Here is a 19654-nt window from a genome sequence, read left to right as displayed (position 1 = left end):
AACATCATTCAACTTTCATCCATGAAATATAAAAAAGAGAGCCTGACTGAACAGACTCTCTTATGATCTGATTTAACAAAATCAAATATATTTTTATTTTTTGTGTTTGATCGCAGCCTGAGCAGCAGCCAGTCTAGCAATTGGTACACGGTATGGAGAACAGGATACATAATCGAGTCCAAGCCCATCGACAAATTCAATAGAAACTGGATCTCCACCATGTTCTCCGCAGACACCAAGTTTGATATCAGGACGAGTGTTACGTCCGCGTTCAGCAGCGATTTCAATCAGTTCGCCAACGCCTTCCTGATCAAGTTTTGCGAATGGATCATTTTCGTAAATCTTGGCTGCATAGTATTCTGGCAGGAATTTACCTGCATCATCACGTGAGAATCCGAAAGTCAGCTGTGTCAGGTCGTTGGTACCAAAGGAGAAGAATTCTGCTTCTTCAGCCAGTTCACCTGCTTTTAAGGCAGCTCTTGGAACTTCAATCATTGTACCAACATGATAATCCATATCTACGCCTTCATCGGCTATGATCTGATCAGCGGTATCGGTAACCATTTTCTTGACATATTTCAATTCTTTGAGATCGCCAATTAATGGAAGCATGATTTCTGGAACAATGTTCCATTCTGGATGACGTTTATTGACATTGATTGCTGCACGGATCACAGCTTCTGTCTGCATCTTGGCAATACCAGGATTGGAGACGTCAAGACGGCTTCCACGATGACCCATCATTGGGTTGACTTCATGCAGACCATCAATGATTGCAGTCAGTTCTTCAACATCCATGTTCATTTCAGCAGCCAGTTCAGCAATATCTTCTGGTTTTGTTGGAACGAATTCATGCAGAGGTGGATCGAGGTAACGGATGGTCACTGGACGGCCTTCCATGGCTTCGTAGATGCCCTCGAAGTCTTCCTGCTGCATCGGTTCGAGTTTTGCAAGAGCAGCTTCCATCTGTTCAGGAGTCTTGGCAACGATCATTTCGCGGATTGCCTTGATCTTATCGCCATCAAAGAACATATGTTCAGTACGAACCAATCCAATACCTTCAGCACCAAATTTAACTGCCTGAGCAGCATCTCTTGGTGTATCGGCATTCGTTCTGATTTTCAATCTGCGTGCTTCGTCAGCCCAGTTCATGAAGCGTTCAAAGTCACCGGAAATTTTAGCTTCAACTGTAGGAATGGCTTCGCCGTATACATTACCAGTTGAACCATCCAGGGAGATCCAATCTCCGCTTTTGTAAGTTTTGCCATTCAGAGTAAATTCGCCGGCTTCTTCATTCATTGCGATATCTCCAGCACCCGATACACAGCAGGCACCCATTCCGCGGGCAACTACAGCAGCATGGGAAGTCATACCACCACGAACAGTCAGGATACCCTGAGCGGCAGCCATACCCTGAATATCTTCTGGAGATGTTTCAAGACGGACAAGAATAACCTTTTTGCCTTTTGCAGCTTCTTCAATGGCTTCTTCAGCAGAGAATACGATCTGACCGGATGCAGCTCCAGGAGAAGCAGGAAGTGCAGATGTAATCGGTTCTGCTTTTTTAAGTGCTTCTGGATCAAAGTTTGGATGAAGCAGAGCATCAAGCTGCTGAGGTTCAACCATCATTACAGCTTCTTCAGGAGTAACAAGTCCTTCATCAACCATGTCGCAGGCTACTTTTAATGCAGCCTGAGCAGTTCTTTTACCGTTACGAGTCTGAAGCATGTAGAGTTTTCCATTTTCAATGGTAAACTCCATGTCCTGCATATTCTTATAATGTTTTTCAAGTTTAGAGCAAATATCTACAAACTGGTCAAACGCAGCTGGAGCGATTTCCTTGAGCTGATCGATTGTATTTGGCGTACGAACACCAGCAACAACGTCTTCGCCCTGAGCGTTCATCAGGAATTCACCGAACAGTTTGTTTTCACCAGTTGATGGAGAACGGGTAAAGGCAACACCAGTTCCGCAGTTATCACCCATATTACCAAATACCATCATCTGTACGTTGACAGCTGTACCCCAATCAGAAGGGATATCATTCTGACGACGGTAGTAAATGGCACGTTCGTTATTCCAGGATTTGAATACTGCTTCGATGGAGTCCATCATCTGTTCAGCTGGTTCGGTTGGGAATTCTTCATTGAGCTGTTCTTTATAGAAAGCCTTGAAGCGTTTAACGAGTTCCTTCATATCTTCAGCATCGAGATCAAGGTCGTTCTTAATTCCCTTTTCAGCTTTCAGTTCATCAATAATTTCTTCAAAACGTTTCTTGGAAAGTCCTTTAACAACATCCGAGAACATCTGAATAAAACGGCGATATGAATCGTATACAAAACGCGGATTCCCTTTTGCAGCCATGGCTTCCGCTACTGTGTCATTGATTCCAAGGTTTAAAATGGTATCCATCATACCCGGCATGGAAGCACGGGCTCCGGAACGTACAGATACTAACAGAGGATTGTTTGCATCCCCGAATTTTTTTCCTGTCTCTTCTTCAAGAGTTGCAAGGAATTCCATGATTTGGGCTTTGATATCATCATTGATTACTTCGCCGTCTTCATAGTACTTATTGCAGGCTTCAGTAGTAATTGTGAATCCATTAGGCACAGGCATTCCAAGCTTGCTCATTTCAGCAAGGTTGGCGCCTTTACCACCAAGGAGTTCACGCATGTTTGCGTCGCCTTCATTGAAAAGATAGACGTATTTCTTTTCCATTGATTCTTTTCCTCCTAAGTAAAGCGTTTACACGGTGTATGATACACTACTTTGTTCACAAAATGAAAGAACTTTTCAAAAAGCTGAAAGTCTGTTTTGTAATTAAGATTAAAAATCACAAAATAGGTTACAAATACAACGAAATATTGCCATATTCTTCGAATTTGTACAATATTTTTTCAAACTTGATTCCCATTATTTTTCCAAGTTTATCGATTATTGCAATATTTTGAATACAAATGACCTGATTCTCAGACTGTCAAAATTTTTATTTATTCCCAATGCTGAAATTTCTGAAACAATCATCAAAAAGAGAATTATTCGTTTTAAAGTACATCAGCTTTTCTCAAACCCATTACATAAATGAAAAAAGAGTCCTGATGGACTCGGAAGCAGAACATTTCATTTGGATTGAATCAGTCTTTGATCTGGATTTTTTCGAATGATAAAGGAAGGCCGATCTAAATTGTCTTTGATCTGTTCTCTTGTTTTAGAGCAGACCAGATAAAGTGAGCAATGGTTTTTACAATCAAGATTTCTTTGTGGATTGCCCAGAAACTGCTCCAGAAGTTTCATCTGATCTTTATATCGGATCAGATCTTCCTGATCCAGGATGATTATAGGCCGTCTGATCAGGGAAGGATTGTGCTGAAGAAATTTACGAAAACGGATCAGATCTTTTTTCATCTGTTCCGAATCTGTTTTGTTCTGATCTGAAAACTCATCTTCCTCTTCGCCAGCTGAAACTGGCTCTTTTTTTCGGTTCTTTTGCGAATTATGAAGCTCCAGTGATTTTTTCAGGTAAAATGGCAAAGAACTTTCACAGACCAGATCTTGCGGATTGGAAAGTGCAATCAGCTGATCGCTTAATTCGTCATCCAGCAGCAAAGCATACAACGGGATATCCTGGTATTCAATCGTCCGTTCTTTAAACCACGCTTTGACTTTTTTAGAGCGAACACAAGCGGGCTGACTTATGAGTTCAATCATCAAATCTTCCTCTCACTATTTCCTGAAATTAGGTTTACCATTACCATTGTACAGATAAAAGCAAAATGTGGAGGATGATTTGAAAAGACAATTCAAATTCCGAAAGATCCTCTCGTCTGGAATATCCATAATCAGCCCACCACTGATTAGAAAGGAACCCTATGAAAACCATGTTAAGCGGGATCAAGCCGACTGGCCGGCTGACCCTTGGAAACTATATCGGAGCCATTGGCGAATTCATTAAATATCAGGACGAATACGATATGTATATTTTTATCGCCAACGAGCATGCCATTACTGTACCAATTGAAGCTAAGGAGCTAAGAAAAAATACAAAAGATCTGATTGCTCTTTATTTAGCTGCTGGACTGGATCCAGAAAAGGTCACTCTGTTCATGCAGACGGATGTGCCGGCTCATGCAAAACTGGGTTGGATCATGACCTGTCTCTCAGGCTATGGTGAACTTCAGAGAATGACTCAGTTTAAAGACAAAATGGCTAAACAGGAAACTGGAATTACTGCAGGACTTTACGCTTATCCAGCATTGATGGCGGCTGATATTCTTCTGTATGATCCTGATTATGTCCCTGTTGGGGTTGATCAGTCTCAGCATGTTGAACTGACCCGTGATTTAGCTGAACGCTTCAACCATCGATATTCTGATACCTTTAAACTGCCTCAGCCACTGGTCACCAAAGTTGGAGCAAAGATTTATGATTTGCAGAATCCGACAAAGAAAATGTCCAAGTCTGAAACCAATCCAAAAGGCGTTATTGACCTTCTTGATGATCCAGCTGTAGCCAGAAACAAAATCAAGGCTGCAGTCACTGATTCTTTAGGTGTCGTCCGTTTTGATCCTGAAAATCAGCCTGGCGTCAGCAATCTTTTAACAATACTTTCCGCTTTGACTTCTGAAGACATTGACTCGATCGTTGCCAGATATGAAGGCAAGGGATACGGCGAATTGAAAAAGGAAGTTGGAGATGTTGTATATGACTTCTTGACAAATCTTCAGGCTCGATACAAAGAAATCATCGATTCGGGAGTTATTTATGATGTATTAAAAGATGGAGCTTCAAAAGCCAATCAGATCGCTGAAAAGAAAGTCCGTAAAGTCTATAAAAAAGTTGGTTTTACAATCTAATTTCAGAAGAGTCTATCAAAACAAAGATTCATTTTTATTTAACCATTTAGAGATTAGCTATACGGCCAATCCTTTATTACAGCTCCGGAATGCAGGTTTTCGGAGCTTTTTTTATTCTGTTCTGAACTGCTGGTTATTCACTGTAAATTATTTTCAATATCGTATCCTGATTTACATTTTTGTTTCATCTGGATTGACTCGAATTTTTATCGGTGGTATCTTTCCACCATCAAAACCGTTGAAGCGGAGATAACGGCGACAATGCCATCAAAGAGAGTCCGGGCTGGTGGAATCCGGATATGAAACAAACCGTCAAATGGACCGCTGAGGGAGCTGTCAAATGCCTGTGGCAAAGTATTCAGCTACGTCAGATTCACGTCACGAATCAGGGATATGTTTGTATCCTGCAAGCGCACAGCGATCGCTGTGAATTCAAGGTGGCACCGCGGATCCTTTATGTCGATTCGTCCTTGACAGAACTTTACCCAATTTCTGTCGAGGACTTTTTTTGTTCCGGCAGACAGGAGAAAAAACGATGCAAAACACTTCTTCCATTCCTACTCTGGCAGATGCTTTACAGATTTCCTTTTCGCCAGAATATTCTGATTATCAAAAGCTATTGAGTAAAAATCCAGACTGTTCGTTTTTATTCAAAGTTGAAATTTCACTTGCAGATCTTCATGCTGCTTTACCTCGATCTTTAGAAGATCTTGCCCGATTCTTTCTGATCACCGATTCAGATCAGCCGATCTTTTTAATGGAATCAAAATCGAACAATCACGAAAATGGACGGTATTCCTTTCTGGGAATTCATCCATCAGATCATTTGGTTCTCAATCAGGGAGTCATTTATCGACTAGAAAACAATCACAGAAAAAAGATCACTGATTCCAAAACCAATCCCATCGAGTTTCTGAATGAACTGATTGCCTCGCGCAAAACCATTTCCCCTGATGACTTTCCTGGCTTTGCGAGTGGAATAGCTGGAATGTTCTCGTTTGAATTCTTTGCTCATTATGAGCCTTCCATTCCGGTCTTTCATCCTTTTGAAAATCATCAGATGTTCAATGACTTTGATCTGATGATCTTTGATGAACTGTACTGTATGGATCATCAAAGTGATCAATTCATGTTTTTAATCCGGATCAATCATCCGTTAAATCAAAACGAATATGAAACCTTCAGAAAAAAACAGATTCAAAAAATAGTCTGTGTTCTTGATGAATATGCCAAGTTTCAAGATTGTAAAAACCGTTCGAAAGAGAATGGATTCAAGCTCTTCCGAAATCTTAGCGGACGATTTCTTAGTCAGCCCAGACCTCAAAAATCAAAAGATCAGTATATGGAAATGGTCAAAAAAGCCAAGGTTCATATTGAAAATGGTGATATTTTTCAGATCGTTCTTTCAAATCCGATTCAGAGTCATTTTGAGGGTCATTTATTTGAAAGTTATTCAAGACTCAAGCAAAAGAATCCTTCGCCATATCTGTTTTACTTTCAATCCGATGAGCTTGAAGCAGCGGGATCTTCTCCGGAAACCTTAATTACCCTAAAGGACGAAATTTTAAAAACCTTCCCTTTGGCTGGAACTCGAAAGCGAGGATTCAATTCATTTGAAGATCTAAAGCTTGAGCAGGATCTGCTTAGAGATCAAAAAGAAAGAGCTGAGCATTCCATGCTGGTTGATTTAGGAAGAAACGATCTAGGAAAAGTCTCGGAACCAGGAAGTGTTCATGTCAGTCAGCTCATGAACGTTCTTCGTTATTCAAAAGTCATGCATTTGGGTTCAGAAATCACCTCGACCATAAAAAAAGATCTTCCTAAATTAGATGCTTTCTGTTCTGTCTTCCCTGCTGGAACGCTTTCAGGAGCACCAAAAATTCGAGCCTGTCAGCTGATTCATGATCTTGAAGCTAAACGAAGAGGATTGTATGGCGGAGCCTTTGGATATCTTGATGACCGTGGAAGCATGGACTTCTGTATTGCCATTCGTCTTGCCTATCAAAATCAGGGATTACTAACCATTCAATCCGGTGCGGGCATCGTATATGATTCAGATCCTCAAAACGAATATGAAGAATGCTTGGCGAAAGCCAGTGCCGTCATCGAAACGCTTCTGGAGGTTTGTCCATGCTCGTACTGATCGATAATTACGACAGCTTTACCTACAATCTGGTCCAAATGGCTTTTGACTATGATAACGATGTTCGCGTCTATCGAAATGATGCCATCAATTCCCAAACGATTCGGAACCTGAATCCCGATGGAATTATTTTTTCTCCGGGGCCAGGCACTCCTGAACAAAGCGGAAATATGAAGCAGATTATTCAAGATCTTTATTCTGAATATCCCATGCTGGGAATCTGTCTTGGTCATCAGGCCATTGGTGAAGTTTTTGGATGCAGGATCAACAAAGCGGCTCAATGCGTTCATGGCAAGCAGGATCAGATTGAGATCCTTCATCAGAATGCAGTCTTTGATCATCTTCCTTCCTGTATCAAGGCTGGCCGATATCATTCCCTGGCAATCGATCCAGAGAACTTCAGTAGCGATCTTCAGATTGATGCAAGAAGCAGGGATCAGACCATTATGGCTATTTCCCATAGAATCTATCCAGTTTACGGAATCCAGTTTCACCCGGAATCGATATTGACTCCATTGGGATCAGAGATTATCAAAAACTTTATTCACATTACAAAAACGGTAAACCTCAAGTCAATAAGCAAAGCAAAACCGTAAAATACTGCACATAAATACAACCAATGAATACAAAAGGAGAACTGTCATGATCAGAGAAGGAATCCAGAAAATTATTAACCACGAAACACTCAGCTTTGATGAATCCTATCTTTTAATGAACGAAATCATGAGCGGACAAAGCACCCCAACGCTGAACTCATCCTTTCTGACCGCCCTGTCCTGTCGAAAAAACATTCCAGAAACCCCGGATGAAATTTCAGGCTGTGCCAGAGCGATGAGAAGTCAGGCTTTAGAGCTTCATCTTTGCGATGGCCTGCTTGAAATTGTAGGAACTGGCGGTGATCACAAAGGAACGTTCAATATCTCCACGGCGGCTGCGATCATTTGTGCGGCTGCTGGAGCAAAGGTAGCCAAACATGGCAATCGAGCAGCTACTTCCAATTGCGGCACAGCTGATTGTCTTGAAGCATTGCATGTCAATATCAATCAGTCTCCAGGGCTTTGTAAAAAGCTGATCGATGAATGTGGAATCTGTTTTCTGTTTGCGCAGAAATATCATTCTTCAATGAAACATGTGGCTTCCATTCGAAGAGAACTTGGCTTTCGAACCATTTTCAATCTTCTTGGACCCTTAACCAATCCCGCCTTACCGGATTATCAATTGCTCGGAGTCTATGATTTTTCACTCATCGAACCAATGGCTTTGGCATTGATGAAATTGGGTCTCAAAAGAGGAATGGTCGTCTGTGCGCAGGATGGCATGGACGAAATCTCGCTTTGTTCTAAAACAGACGCCTGTTTCTTTGATCATGGAGAACTGACTCATATAGTCATTGATCCAGCAAATTATGGATTTGAATATTGTAAAGAATCAGATTTGAAGGGATCTACGCCACAGGAAAATGCAAAAACAATGATTCAAATCCTGAATAACGAAGATTCTTTTCTCAGAGATGCCGCCATCCTGAATGCAGGTTTTGCCTTGTTTATCTGCAATCAGGCAGAAAATCCAGAAAAAGGAATCGAAATAGCCAGAAAAGCCATTGAATCCAAGGCTGCAATAAATACGCTCAATCAGCTGATCCGATTATCCAATGAAAAGAACGGTCTCGAAAATAATGATTTTGAAAATGATGATTTACAAAATGAACCATCAGGACGGCAGATATGAATAACAATATTCTTGAAAATCTGGCCAGGGCCTCCTTTGAACAGACTCAGGAAAGAAAGCTGCTGCTCTCAGAACAGGAACTAGACCAAGAGGTTTTAAAAAAGATTAATCAATTTGAATCTGAGATATGTCCATCGAAAGGCTTTCGATTCTTTCAGGCCATCATACAGGGAAAAAATGACAACAGTCCTGCTTTAATCTGCGAATGCAAAAAGGCTTCTCCGTCTAAAGGAGTCATCTGTGATAACTACGATCCAGGATTTATTGCCAGAGCCTATCAGGAAGCAAAAGCCGATGCCATCTCTGTTCTTTGTGAAAACTCAGGATTTCAGGGCTCTGTCCTGGATTTAAAAGCAGTCTGTCAGAATGTATCGATTCCCGTTCTTCGAAAGGATTTCATTACGGATCCTTATCAGGTTAAGGAAGCTTTTGTGTATGGTGCTGATGCGGTTTTATTGATTGTCTCAATTCTGGACGATCAGCAATTAAAAGTGTTTCTTGATCTGTGCCTGAAACTTCACCTGGATGCTTTAGTAGAATGCCATGATCTTTCTGAAATCAGAAAAGCCATCCAAACCGGGGCCAGAATTATTGGAGTTAATAACCGCAATTTAAAGGATTTCTCCGTCGATTGTTCAAATTCATTAAACCTGAGAAATCAGGTTCCTGACTCCATCCTGTTTGTCAGCGAATCTGGATTTACCTCCCGTACAGATATTGAAATAGCCCTGGCGAATCAGGTCGATGCCGTTTTAATTGGTGAGGCATTAATGAAATCAGACGATAAAATTCAAAAAATTCGAGAACTCAAAGGTCTCGTACCCAGCAGCCTTTATGAGAAGAAGTTAAATGGTTTAAACCTGAAAAAAGCCACTCCTTTTATTAAGCTCTGTGGAATTCAAACAAAAGAAGACGTTGATCTGATCAATCAATACCATCCGGATCGGATTGGTTTTATTCTGGCTCCCCGATCAAGACGCTCTGTTTCTATAAAACAGGCCCAGGAGTTATCGAACTTTTTAGATCCAACAATTGAAATCACAGCTGTTTTTCTTAAACCAGATGATGAAGATTGTTTGCAAGCTGTCTCTTTTGCAAATCGAATTCAGATCCATCAGCCAAAAGATCCCGAGCAGATTTGCCGGCTGAAACAAAAGATCAAAATTCCGGTCATTGAGGCCTTTGGTATTCGATCTTCTCAGGATCTAGAGGCAGCTTCTCGATCTGTTGCTGATGAAATTCTGTTAGACGCATCCTGTCCAGGAAGCGGGAAGAGTTTTAATTGGAATCTGCTCAAAGATTATGATCGGCCTTTTATTCTTGCAGGAGGTATCGACTCTTCAAACATCCAGCAGGCTCTCTCTTTTAATCAGATCCAGGGAATCGATCTGGCCAGTTCCATTGAATCCATGTCGCCCGAAGGAAACATTTTTAAAGATCAAGATAAGATCGAAACCATGATGAAGCTTTTCAAAAAAGAAATACAAAGAATACAGGATCAGGCAATCAATCCCCAAACGATCAAATTGCAAACCAATAAATATCACCGTACCAATAACGGAAAATATGTATCCTGAAGAAAGGAATTTAAATATGATGGAGTGTAAACCAGTTTCACGAGGCCGTTTTGGTCTTCATGGCGGACAATATGTCCCCGAGACGCTGATGAAAGCTCTGATCGAGCTGGAAGAAGCGTATGACTACTATAAAAATGATGATGAGTTTCAGAATGAGCTCAAAGATCTGCTGAATAATTACGCAGGCAGACCCAGCAGGCTCTATGAAGCCAGAAAAATGACGCAGAACCTGGGCGGAGCCCGGATCTTTCTTAAACGAGAAGATCTCAACCATACCGGAGCTCATAAAATAAACAATGTTTTAGGTCAGGCCCTGCTGGCCAGGAAAATGGGTAAAAAAAGAATCATTGCCGAAACAGGTGCCGGTCAGCATGACGTAGCCTGTGCCACGGCTGCAGCATTACTCGATCTTGAATGCGTCGTCTATATGGGCGCAGAAGATATCGAAAGGCAGGCCTTAAATGTTTACCGTATGAAGCTGCTCGGAGCCAGCGTCGTATCAGTTACCAGTGGTACAGGAACCTTAAAGGATGCAGTCAGTGAAGCCATGCGCGAATGGTGTTCAAGAATTGAGGATACTCATTATTGCTTAGGCTCGGTCATGGGACCTCATCCATTCCCGACAATCGTCCGTGATTTTCAGGCTGTAATCTCTGAAGAAATAAAAGAGGAACTGCTAAGAAAAGAAGGACGTCTTCCTGATTGTGTCATTGCCTGTATAGGTGGTGGAAGTAATGCCATTGGCAGTTTTTATCATTTCATCGAAGATAAAGCAGTCCGGCTGATTGGCGCAGAAGCGGCTGGACGCGGTATAAATACCAAAGAAACGGCAGCCACCATTCATGTTGGTAAACCAGGAATTTTTCATGGGATGAAATCCTATTTCTGTCAGGATGAATTTGGTCAGATTGCTCCTGTTTACTCCATATCGGCTGGACTGGATTATCCAGGAATCGGACCAGAACATGCTCATCTTTATGACACGGGTCGGGCTGATTATGTTGCGATCACGGATGATGAAGCCGTTGAAGCCTTTGAATATCTATCGAAAACGGAAGGGATTATCCCGGCTATTGAATCAGCTCATGCCATTGCTGCCGCAAAAAAGATTGCTCCTTCGATGGACAAAGATCAGATTCTTGTCATTACGCTTTCAGGCCGTGGAGATAAGGACTGTGCTCAAATCGAAAAGTATTGTTCCAACAGAGATTCAAAATTTACAAATTGTGAGGTGATCTGATGTCTGCACTATCAAAAGCGTTTGCCAGTGACAAAGCATTCATACCTTTTCTGACTCTTGGTTTTCCGGATCTTGAAACCACAAAGCAGAATATTTTAGCCGCCCAGAAGGCTGGAGCCAATGTGATTGAGTTAGGAATTCCCTTTTCAGATCCAACGGCTGAAGGCCCAATCATTCAACAGGCCAGTCTGATTTCCTTAAATAACGGCTATACGACAAAGGATTTTCTGAATTTCGTCTCTTCCATCAAAGATGAAATCCATGTTCCGCTGGTTTTTATGACTTATTCAAATGTCGTCTTCAGCTATGGCATTGAGCAATTCATGAAAGAGGCAAGTCAAAGCAAAATTTCAGGAATCATACTGGCAGATCTTTCATTTGAAGAACGTGAAGAATTTGAATCAGTGGCTAAATCTTATCAGATCGATATGATTAGCATGATTGCTCCTACTTCTCAAAACCGCATTGCAAAGATCGCAAAACAGGCCAGTGGATTTATTTACCTGGTTTCATCACTAGGAGTCACCGGAATGAGATCTTCTCTGAATCAATCCTTAGAAGGAATCATCGAGCAAATCCGGAAAGTCAGTGATGTTCCCATTGCGGTAGGTTTTGGAATTTCAAATCCAGAACAGGCCAGCCAGATGGCACAGATTGCAGATGGTGTGATTTGCGGATCGGCGATCATCAAAAATATATTTGAATCCCAGAAGGATAATCTGCCAGTACCTGATCAGGTCTATTCATTTGTGTATGATATGAAGCAGGCAGTTTCCTGCTAAGAAAATAATGGATCTGCTCATCCTTCCTGCTGAGCTTTCAACAGGTGGGATGTGCAGATCCTTTTTTTGCTGGATTTCTTCTTTTCAAACATTCTTATGATCGAGGATAATAAGAATTCTTTATTTAAACCATTTACAGACTTTTGGAAGATTTCACAATTCGATTTTCCTGATGATCAAAAGGAACAAAATGAATCTTTGCATTTGTCAGAGCATTCCAATATCGATCATTCATCTTCAAATCGTATCGTTCCAGAAAATACTGGTCTGTAGCCTGCCATACGAAAACCCATCCTACAATATCGAAGATTTCGGACAGATACGGTTTCATTCCGATGGATTGAAGAATTACCATCACAGCTAAAATTGCAGCTCCAATCAGAAACAGAACAATGGATGTAGTTGTATTCCATTTCAGATGGACTCGGTTTTCGATCTGAAGGTTTTCGTAATAGTTATGAATCGCCTCTGTACAGATTTGTTTTTGAAAATGACTGAGATGCTCTGAAGAAATTTCTATGATCAGTTGGGAATCCTTTTTTTAGATTTAAAGGTTTGATCCCATTTTCCAGAAACGAGACCACTTCTGAAGAGATGACTGGCTTATTTGAATAAAAGTCAGAAAGCAGATCATGATCATCGCGAATGATCATATGGACCAGCTTGATTGTATTATGGTCAGAATTTTGAACCTGGACCAATTTTCTGAAATCTTCATTTCGATCTTTATTTTTACAAACTGTATTGTTTTGATTCATCGGTTTATCTCATCCTTTCAGTTGAAATCACTCTTATGATTTCAACATTACCACCAGTAATCGAAACATCTCAAATTGCATAGCCTGTCAAAAAAATCAATGCTTTTTGTTAAAGAACCGCAAACAAAAAATCTTCATAAGTCTCATTGGATAAGACAAGACTTATGAAGAGTTCAATTCAGGAATATCGGAATTCAAAACAGTAGATTAGGACTGTCTCATCAAGAGAAACAGATCAGATTCATCAGGTCTTCCCTGTGTCTTGCTGATTTTTAAATCAGGTAGAAAGCAATCAATACCAGAATACCAAGAACGATACGGTACCATCCGAAGATTTCGAATGTATGAGTCTTAACATACTTCATTAATGCCCGAATCGCAAATAATGAAACGACAAATGCAATCAGCGTTCCCAACAACAGCAGTCCAATCTGTGACATGGTAAAGACGGTCCCTGACATTAAAAACTTAACAACTTTAAGCAAGGAGGCTCCGGCCATGATTGGAACGGCAATAAAGAAAGAAAACTCTGAAGCAACAGGCCTGCTGCACCCCTGATACATCCCACCCAGAATCGTGGCTCCAGAACGGGATGTTCCTGGAATTAAGGCAAGACATTGAAAGCAGCCAATAATAAAGGCATTTTTGAATGTCAGTTTATTCAGGCTGGTAATCTTCGGGGTTGAAGGGTGTCTGGAAACAATAATGAAGATGATTCCATAAACGATTAAGGTCACCGCAATGACATATGGAGCGGACAGATAATCATCAATAATGTCATCAAGGAGCAATCCGACAATTCCGGCTGGGATACATCCAATAATCACCTTGATCCAAAGCTGCCAGGTCTGTTTTTTCTGAACTTCAGTCTTTTTTGGAGACCATGGATTCAGTTTATGAAAATAAAGAACGAGAACGGCAAGAATCGATCCAAACTGGATAACCACCTTAAAAACATTGAAAAATTCTGCCGGTTCCAATGGCCAGAGCGCATTGAAGAGAATCATATGTCCTGTGCTGGAAATCGGCAGCCATTCAGTGATTCCCTGAATGATTCCCAGGATGATAGTCTTTAAAATATCAATCATTTGATTTCAGATTCCTTTCCTTGACTCACAGCGGTTTTGTTTCGAACCAGATCCTTGAAGATTTCACCGCGAACTTCATAATTTTTAAACTGGTCAAACGAAGACGTTGCAGGACAAAGCAGGATGACTTCTCCAGCTTTCGCATCGTTCATAGCGGCATCCAGTGCCTGTTCCATCGTTTCATAAGAACTCTGGCGGGAAAACAGATCAGAGAATACATCTTTAATTTCTCCAAAAGAGTAACAATGAGCGATACGGTCATCAAACTCCGTAAGTTCTGAGTAATCGATTCCCTTGTTTTTTCCTCCGCACAGCAGACGGATTCCAGATTCAAAACTCGATAAGGCTGCCTTTGCGGAATGAGTATTTGTCGCCTTTGAATCGTTGTAATAGCGAACGCCATTCTTTTCCAGGATATATTCAATACGATGTTCTACTCCAGGAAACTCAGAGATGACCTCCTGAATCTGATGCGAGCTTACACCCATAAAATAAGCCATAGCCGCTGCCATCATCGCATTCGCCAGATTAAATTCACCAACCAGCTTCAGATCTTTCTTGTTAAAAAGTACAACATCATTCAGAAACACTTCCCCTGTATTCCGATCAATTCTCAAATCTGCGTTATCATCCTTCAGGGAAAAACGAACAACTTCTGGCGTGATCGGTTCGTATTTTTCGAAATATTTCATAATGGTTGGATCATCAGTATTCAGGATAAAGAGATCTTCCGGTTTCTGATTCTTAAAAATTCTGAATTTGGAATCATAATACTCATCCAGGGAATTCATATAATCCAGATGATCGGGGGCCAGATTGGTGATCGTACTTGCATGACAGGAGAACTCATCAATACCAAGCAGCTGAAAATTAGAAAGTTCCAGCGCAACATCCAAAGGAATATCTCCATTTTCAAGGACAATCTCAGAAAGAGGAATTCCAATATTGCCAGCCACCTGCGCATTCGGATCTTTCTTTTTAAGCATTTCATGAAGAAGGGTTACTGTCGTCGTTTTTCCATCCGTGCCGGTCACAGCCGCATAATTAAATTTTGGGGCTGCCTGGTAGGCCGTCTCGATTTCCGTATAAATCGGAGTCTTTTTATTTAGAAAATGAGCAACTAAAGGAGCCTTATATGGAATTCCAGGATTTTTAACCACGTAGTCAAATTGTTCTTCATATAGAAAATCTGGATGACCCTCATCCAGAACCCGAATTCCCAGGGATTCAAGTTCTTCTTTTTGTGCTGCTGGCTTCATATCCGTTAAAGTTACATTATTTCCATTTTGTCTTAAAAGCTTAGCTGCAGCATTTCCGCTTCTCGCTGCTCCAATCACCAGAACATTCGCCATTTTACATTCCTCCTAACCAGAGTCCGATCAGCGCAAAGAGCGCCCCAAATGCCCAGAAAACAGTATCGACTTTCCATTCACTCCATCCCTTTTTCTCAAAATGATGATGAACTGGAGACATCAGGAAAATCCGTTTATGCGTTCTCTTATAATAGGTCACCTGAATGATTACTGAGAGGGTTTCAGCAACGAAAACCCCGCCGATCACAATCAGAGTCAGCTCCTGTTTTAAAACCATAGCCAAAGCCGCTAAAAGGCCTCCTAAAGCTAATGAACCCGTATCGCCCATGAAAACTTTTGCCGGGTGAACGTTGTAGCGCAAATATCCAAGCAGGGCCATAAAAATCAAAAAGCAGATCGCCGCCACATCAAACATCTGCTGCCATAAGGCAAAGATAAAAAATGGAACAAGAGCAATTGCCGATAATCCGGCACAAAGTCCGTCAACTCCATCGGAAAGGTTGACCGCATTTGTGGTTCCGGTAAACATAAAGAAGACCACCAGGAAATAGAACCACCCCAGGTTTACAGTTAATCCAGTTCCTGGAATGATGATATCGGTTGAATTATGCATTTGATACAGAAAGAATACCAGAATAGCCAGAATTGACTGCATGGCAAATTTAATTGCAGGCTTTAATCCGGTGTTGTCTTTCTTTACAGCAATAATATAGTCGTCCAGAAAACCGATCAGTCCATACCCGACAAATGAAATCCAGATGATCAGGGTATTGTTATCCATTTTGAACGGTGAAAATAAAGAACAAAGTGTATACACAACAAGCGGAACGATGATAAAAGCCAGTCCACCCATTGTCGGCGTTCCTGTTTTCTTCTTATGCGAAGCTAAGCCCTCTTCCCTTTCGGTCTGTCCAAATTTGAGCCGATGAAGTACGCGAATCAGCCAGGGCATGGCAAGCAGTACAATGATCAATACCGCAAAACCTTCCAAAACCATCCATAAAAGGTCCTGCGAGCTCAGGTTGATAGTATTCAATTTAAAATCCCTTCTTTCAGTCGTGTCGATTATATCACAGGGATTTCAAGCTTCCTGCACCCTGGTCTCATATGGCCCATCCCATACCAGTTTGTAATGACAATGGCTTTCAAAACGACTGTTTTGATCCAAATCCAAAATAAAATCCAATCAAAACCGATTGACCATCATCAGAATAACTCAGTCCTGTTCACTGGATCTGATCCTCTGAATCAGACGTATACAGAGTGCTGCCTTGTTAAGACCAGACCTGGTTTATCTAAGATAATGATTATATTTTCAGGTTCATTTTGTCATTTGATGATTTTTGTCTGAAATTAATCTGCGAATTCGATGAAAACAGAAAAAATGGGACAATCATTTCGTTACAGTGGATTTTTTTACTGTATCCCTCTACAATAGGCATTCGTGATGGGATTTATATGGCTTATGGATAAGCACTCTGATCAGGCCCGCAGATCCCTCAGAACTGCATAATAAGCAGACCTCTATCCTCTGATTTTCTTGAAAAGAAAGTCGTTGAGTGATAGACTATCAAAGCGGAACTGAAAAGTACCGTTTTTTTTGGAGAAGGAGGGACGAATCAGATGTCAAGAAAATGTGCAATCTCCGGTAAAGGACCAATGTCCGGTAACAAACGTTCTCACTCCATGAGAGCTTCCCGCCGTAAATGGAACGTTAACCTGCAGAAAGCCACGATCATGGTTGACGGAAAACCTAAAAAGGTAAAACTGGCAGCCAGAACCATCAGAACCCTGAAAAAACAGGGCGCTATCTAAGTTAATTCATGCATGCATATAAAAAACCTGATATCTTCGGATGTCAGGTTTTTTATATGCTCTGTTTTTAGCTGCCAAATATGAATCTTATTGCTCAACTTTTATCTGTCAATCTGATTTGACTCCACCTCTGAATTCAAACTTAATCCTTTGGCTTGGGGCATTCTTTAACAATCGGATGTCTGATGATCGTTTTGCATTTTTCTGGAGCCGTTCGACGGGGATCGGAAAGATAAATTTCATGATGAAGTCGATCCTTTGAAAAGTCGTTTCGGTATCCATACTCCTGAATATAGTCATCCATCAAGGCAATGGTTGCTGGTTCATCATCATATGAACCGATATGCATGATCTGAACGCAAAGTCCTTCATCAATCTTCATGAATTCTACTCTGGAACAATCCAGTTTTTTCTTTTCTTTTGCCTGCTTCACTGCCCACTCAAAGTCTTTCTCGGTGATAAAATCCGGCAGGCGGATGACCGAAATCCAGTGAAAATCAGATTTCCTTGAATAATCGAAGCTTCCTTTGGACTGATTGGATGGCTGCCACCAGAATCCTTCAAGCGGTGGAACAACATATTGATAAAATCCTTCAATCTCATGGTCCGTTTTATAGCTCATCTTTAATGTATACGCAACAGCATACAAAGCTTCAATGGCCTTTTTATATTCTCCTGCTTCTTCATTCGGATCCCCTTTTCCCTGAACCGCGATAAAGTTTGCTGCTGGAACATCAATAATTTGCGGAACCTTCTTTGGCTGGTAAAGATCCTTCATTTCTTTTTTGAAGTCAAACATAACCTATTCCTTTCCAATTGAAATCTATTTGTTCATTCATATTTAATTATAGCTTGATCATCCTGATGCAGCCGAGTAGGTAAAATATCAAAAAAATCAGTCCGAAGACTGATTTGAAGTTAAGCGAGAGTTGGATAGAGGGTGGAAGGAACCTCGGCTGAATGCCAGGCTTTATAAACAACATTCGATTTTGGATCGGCAAAGCACTCCTCAAAAAATTCGAAATATTCTCCAGGGGTAACAACTCCGCTTTTATGCACAATGCCAGGATCAATCTGAGATAGAAGATCGGAGGCAAATAAGGAGCAGTTGTCTCCGAGTATCCAATACGTTTTCCATTGCGAACTGTAAAATTTCCTGAATTTTGCTCCCGTTCGAAAAGAAAGCCTGGAAGCATAATCAGATTCGTATTTATGGAAGTGTTCTCTGCCCAATGGATCCTGCTCAATGGGTGAATACCATCGATACGTATGATTGAATATGTCTCGGACAAGTTCTTCAAGTTTTGCTTCCTGTTGCGGATCAATATGCAGTCCATATTCAAATAATGTACTTCCTTCATAAATACAGCTGTTATTGATGTAAATGTTTGCTGGAACGGTAAAGAAAATCCCCGGACCGACACTGCGGAAAAATTTTTCTTCTTCTTTATCGTAATTGCCATAGGAGAACATGATACCCTGATATGAAAAGGTCATATGTCCAAATATATGTTCGCTTTTTAATCCCGTATGGATAAAGACACGAAGGTTAACTTCCTGATCGTTCTTTCGTTCTGAATAATCAGCCTTCTTACCCTTCATTTTGTTTAAAAGCATGTAACGTAAAATCAGGGAAGGCAATACTGAGACGAAATAGACCGGCAAAGCCGTCCATCTAGCAAAGGTGTACGATCTTGAAGACTGCGGATGCGAAAAGGCATAGATTTGATTAAACATCTGAAAAGCCTGAATTAACAGATAAATTCCAAACAGCCGCATTAAGATTCTTGAATCCATATCCTTATAGAACCAGGAAAAAAAGCATAAGAAACCATAAACGACAGTCATCAACGCATGGGCCCAGACATGATTCGATCGATCGCGTATATCTAAAAACCACTGAACTCCTTCACAGAACATATTAAAGAACATGTAGAAGGCAAAACAGTTGATGATCAGGTCCTCTGATTCAAGACGATGCATCCACAGAATAATCGCTCCAATCGTGCAGATCAAGGCACTTGCGATCATGAACCCCTGCGGTTTACGAATCGCCTGAAACCAGAAAACCCCTGCCGAAATACTCAATGCGCCAGCGACCAGATAAAAGAACAGATCAGCATTCAATGATGGATAAAAAATACATCCAAGGCCCAGCCCGAGAAACAGACAGCCAGCTACTAATTCCCATTGTTTTATTTGTTTCATGGGCCCATTATCCCATTCTCAGAATTGAAATGGGTTCAGGCTGACCAGTCATCCTACTAAAATTTGAAATTGTCTCAATATATCGGCTTTAAAAACGATTCCTGAAGATCTGAAAAAAATTCTTTACTGGCTGTCCCGAATATGAA

The 19654-nt window shown here is 41.0% G+C and carries 16 protein-coding genes; 8 read left to right on the top strand and 8 right to left on the bottom strand.

What is annotated here, in order from left to right; genetic code table 11:
* Window positions 1-93 precede the first annotated feature (93 nt).
* Both ppdK and BO222_RS04990 read right to left on the bottom strand, forming a co-directional pair.
* On the bottom strand, window positions 94-2721 hold the full coding sequence (ppdK, locus tag BO222_RS04995) for a pyruvate, phosphate dikinase (protein WP_075818934.1): 2628 nt from the start codon (window positions 2719-2721) through the stop codon (window positions 94-96).
* Window positions 2722-3123: 402 nt separating this feature from the next.
* The gene (locus BO222_RS04990) at window positions 3124-3711 is read right to left on the bottom strand and encodes a thioredoxin domain-containing protein (RefSeq protein ID WP_075818932.1); all 588 of its coding nucleotides are present in this window, start codon (window positions 3709-3711) and stop codon (window positions 3124-3126) included.
* A 161-nt stretch (window positions 3712-3872) separates the two neighbouring features.
* Between BO222_RS04990 and trpS the strand changes: the two genes are divergently transcribed.
* The 7 genes from trpS to trpA all read left to right on the top strand — a co-directional run bounded on the left by trpS (window position 3873) and on the right by trpA (window position 12326).
* On the top strand, window positions 3873-4856 hold the full coding sequence (trpS, locus tag BO222_RS04985; RefSeq protein ID WP_075818931.1) for a tryptophan--tRNA ligase: 984 nt from the start codon (window positions 3873-3875) through the stop codon (window positions 4854-4856).
* 535 nt (window positions 4857-5391) lie between these two features.
* A complete protein-coding gene (locus tag BO222_RS04980) occupies window positions 5392-6999 on the top strand; it encodes an anthranilate synthase component I family protein (protein WP_083647678.1) in 1608 nt (535 codons plus the stop codon).
* Window positions 6987-7595 carry an anthranilate synthase component II gene (locus BO222_RS04975; RefSeq protein ID WP_075818929.1) on the top strand — a complete coding sequence of 203 codons (609 nt, stop codon included), beginning with the start codon at window positions 6987-6989 and terminating at the stop codon, window positions 7593-7595. The genes BO222_RS04980 and BO222_RS04975 overlap by 13 nt, the downstream gene beginning before the upstream one ends.
* Before the next feature lie 46 nt (window positions 7596-7641).
* Complete coding sequence (trpD, locus tag BO222_RS04970; RefSeq protein WP_075818927.1) at window positions 7642-8727, top strand: anthranilate phosphoribosyltransferase; 1086 nt, start codon at window positions 7642-7644, stop codon at window positions 8725-8727.
* Complete coding sequence (gene trpC / locus BO222_RS04965; protein ID WP_075818925.1) at window positions 8724-10304, top strand: indole-3-glycerol phosphate synthase TrpC; 1581 nt, start codon at window positions 8724-8726, stop codon at window positions 10302-10304. Before trpD ends, trpC begins: the two co-directional genes overlap by 4 nt.
* Before the next feature lie 16 nt (window positions 10305-10320).
* Entirely contained in the window at window positions 10321-11544 is a 1224-nt protein-coding gene (gene trpB, locus BO222_RS04960) for a tryptophan synthase subunit beta (RefSeq protein WP_269843615.1), read from the top strand.
* Window positions 11544-12326 (top strand): tryptophan synthase subunit alpha, encoded by a 783-nt coding sequence (trpA, locus tag BO222_RS04955; RefSeq protein ID WP_075818923.1) that lies wholly within the window; start codon window positions 11544-11546, stop codon window positions 12324-12326. Before trpB ends, trpA begins: the two co-directional genes overlap by 1 nt.
* A 133-nt stretch (window positions 12327-12459) precedes the next feature.
* On the opposite strand, the gene BO222_RS04950 is transcribed toward trpA, so the two are convergent.
* The 4 genes from BO222_RS04950 to mraY all read right to left on the bottom strand — a co-directional run bounded on the left by BO222_RS04950 (window position 12460) and on the right by mraY (window position 16521).
* Window positions 12460-12684: a hypothetical protein gene (locus tag BO222_RS04950; RefSeq protein ID WP_143356942.1), complete on the bottom strand. Its 225-nt coding sequence runs from the start codon at window positions 12682-12684 to the stop codon at window positions 12460-12462.
* Window positions 12685-13356: 672 nt separating this feature from the next.
* Window positions 13357-14172 (bottom strand): undecaprenyl-diphosphate phosphatase, encoded by an 816-nt coding sequence (locus BO222_RS04940; protein ID WP_075818917.1) that lies wholly within the window; start codon window positions 14170-14172, stop codon window positions 13357-13359.
* Complete coding sequence (gene murD, locus BO222_RS04935) at window positions 14169-15524, bottom strand: UDP-N-acetylmuramoyl-L-alanine--D-glutamate ligase (protein WP_075818915.1); 1356 nt, start codon at window positions 15522-15524, stop codon at window positions 14169-14171. The genes BO222_RS04940 and murD overlap by 4 nt, the downstream gene beginning before the upstream one ends.
* Window position 15525: 1 nt before the next feature.
* Complete coding sequence (gene mraY / locus BO222_RS04930; RefSeq protein WP_430623967.1) at window positions 15526-16521, bottom strand: phospho-N-acetylmuramoyl-pentapeptide-transferase; 996 nt, start codon at window positions 16519-16521, stop codon at window positions 15526-15528.
* A 587-nt stretch (window positions 16522-17108) separates the two neighbouring features.
* On the opposite strand from mraY, the gene rpmB reads away from it, so the two are divergent.
* Window positions 17109-17300, top strand: coding sequence for a 50S ribosomal protein L28 (gene rpmB, locus BO222_RS04925; RefSeq protein ID WP_075818911.1), 192 nt, complete (start codon window positions 17109-17111; stop codon window positions 17298-17300).
* 142 nt (window positions 17301-17442) lie between these two features.
* On the opposite strand, the gene BO222_RS04920 is transcribed toward rpmB, so the two are convergent.
* A complete protein-coding gene (locus tag BO222_RS04920) occupies window positions 17443-18099 on the bottom strand; it encodes a GyrI-like domain-containing protein (protein ID WP_075818909.1) in 657 nt (218 codons plus the stop codon).
* A 119-nt stretch (window positions 18100-18218) separates the two neighbouring features.
* Complete coding sequence (locus tag BO222_RS04915; protein ID WP_075818907.1) at window positions 18219-19508, bottom strand: hypothetical protein; 1290 nt, start codon at window positions 19506-19508, stop codon at window positions 18219-18221.
* Window positions 19509-19654: the final 146 nt, after the last annotated feature.

This window comes from Ileibacterium valens (assembly GCF_001945525.1).
Taxonomy (GTDB): Bacteria; Bacillota_I; Bacilli_A; order Erysipelotrichales; family Erysipelotrichaceae; genus Ileibacterium; species Ileibacterium valens.
The sequence above is the reverse complement of the archived record's forward strand: the minus strand, read 5'-3'. Positions and strand labels throughout refer to the sequence as shown.

Excerpts from the sequence above, each read along its gene's own strand:
- BO222_RS04975 (WP_075818929.1), top strand. The coding sequence starts at position 6,987 with ATGCTCGTACTGATCGATAATTACGACAGCTTTACCTACAATCTGGTC.
- trpS (WP_075818931.1), top strand. The coding sequence starts at position 3,873 with ATGAAAACCATGTTAAGCGGGATCAAGCCGACTGGCCGGCTGACCCTT.
- BO222_RS04940 (WP_075818917.1), bottom strand. The coding sequence starts at position 14,172 with ATGATTGATATTTTAAAGACTATCATCCTGGGAATCATTCAGGGAATC.
- trpD (WP_075818927.1), top strand. The coding sequence starts at position 7,642 with ATGATCAGAGAAGGAATCCAGAAAATTATTAACCACGAAACACTCAGC.
- ppdK (WP_075818934.1), bottom strand. The coding sequence starts at position 2,721 with ATGGAAAAGAAATACGTCTATCTTTTCAATGAAGGCGACGCAAACATG.
- rpmB (WP_075818911.1), top strand. The coding sequence starts at position 17,109 with ATGTCAAGAAAATGTGCAATCTCCGGTAAAGGACCAATGTCCGGTAAC.
- BO222_RS04920 (WP_075818909.1), bottom strand. The coding sequence starts at position 18,099 with ATGTTTGACTTCAAAAAAGAAATGAAGGATCTTTACCAGCCAAAGAAG.
- murD (WP_075818915.1), bottom strand. The coding sequence starts at position 15,524 with ATGGCGAATGTTCTGGTGATTGGAGCAGCGAGAAGCGGAAATGCTGCA.
- BO222_RS04990 (WP_075818932.1), bottom strand. The coding sequence starts at position 3,711 with ATGATTGAACTCATAAGTCAGCCCGCTTGTGTTCGCTCTAAAAAAGTC.
- trpB (WP_269843615.1), top strand. The coding sequence starts at position 10,321 with ATGATGGAGTGTAAACCAGTTTCACGAGGCCGTTTTGGTCTTCATGGC.
- BO222_RS04915 (WP_075818907.1), bottom strand. The coding sequence starts at position 19,508 with ATGAAACAAATAAAACAATGGGAATTAGTAGCTGGCTGTCTGTTTCTC.
- trpA (WP_075818923.1), top strand. The coding sequence starts at position 11,544 with ATGTCTGCACTATCAAAAGCGTTTGCCAGTGACAAAGCATTCATACCT.
- trpC (WP_075818925.1), top strand. The coding sequence starts at position 8,724 with ATGAATAACAATATTCTTGAAAATCTGGCCAGGGCCTCCTTTGAACAG.
- BO222_RS04980 (WP_083647678.1), top strand. The coding sequence starts at position 5,392 with ATGCAAAACACTTCTTCCATTCCTACTCTGGCAGATGCTTTACAGATT.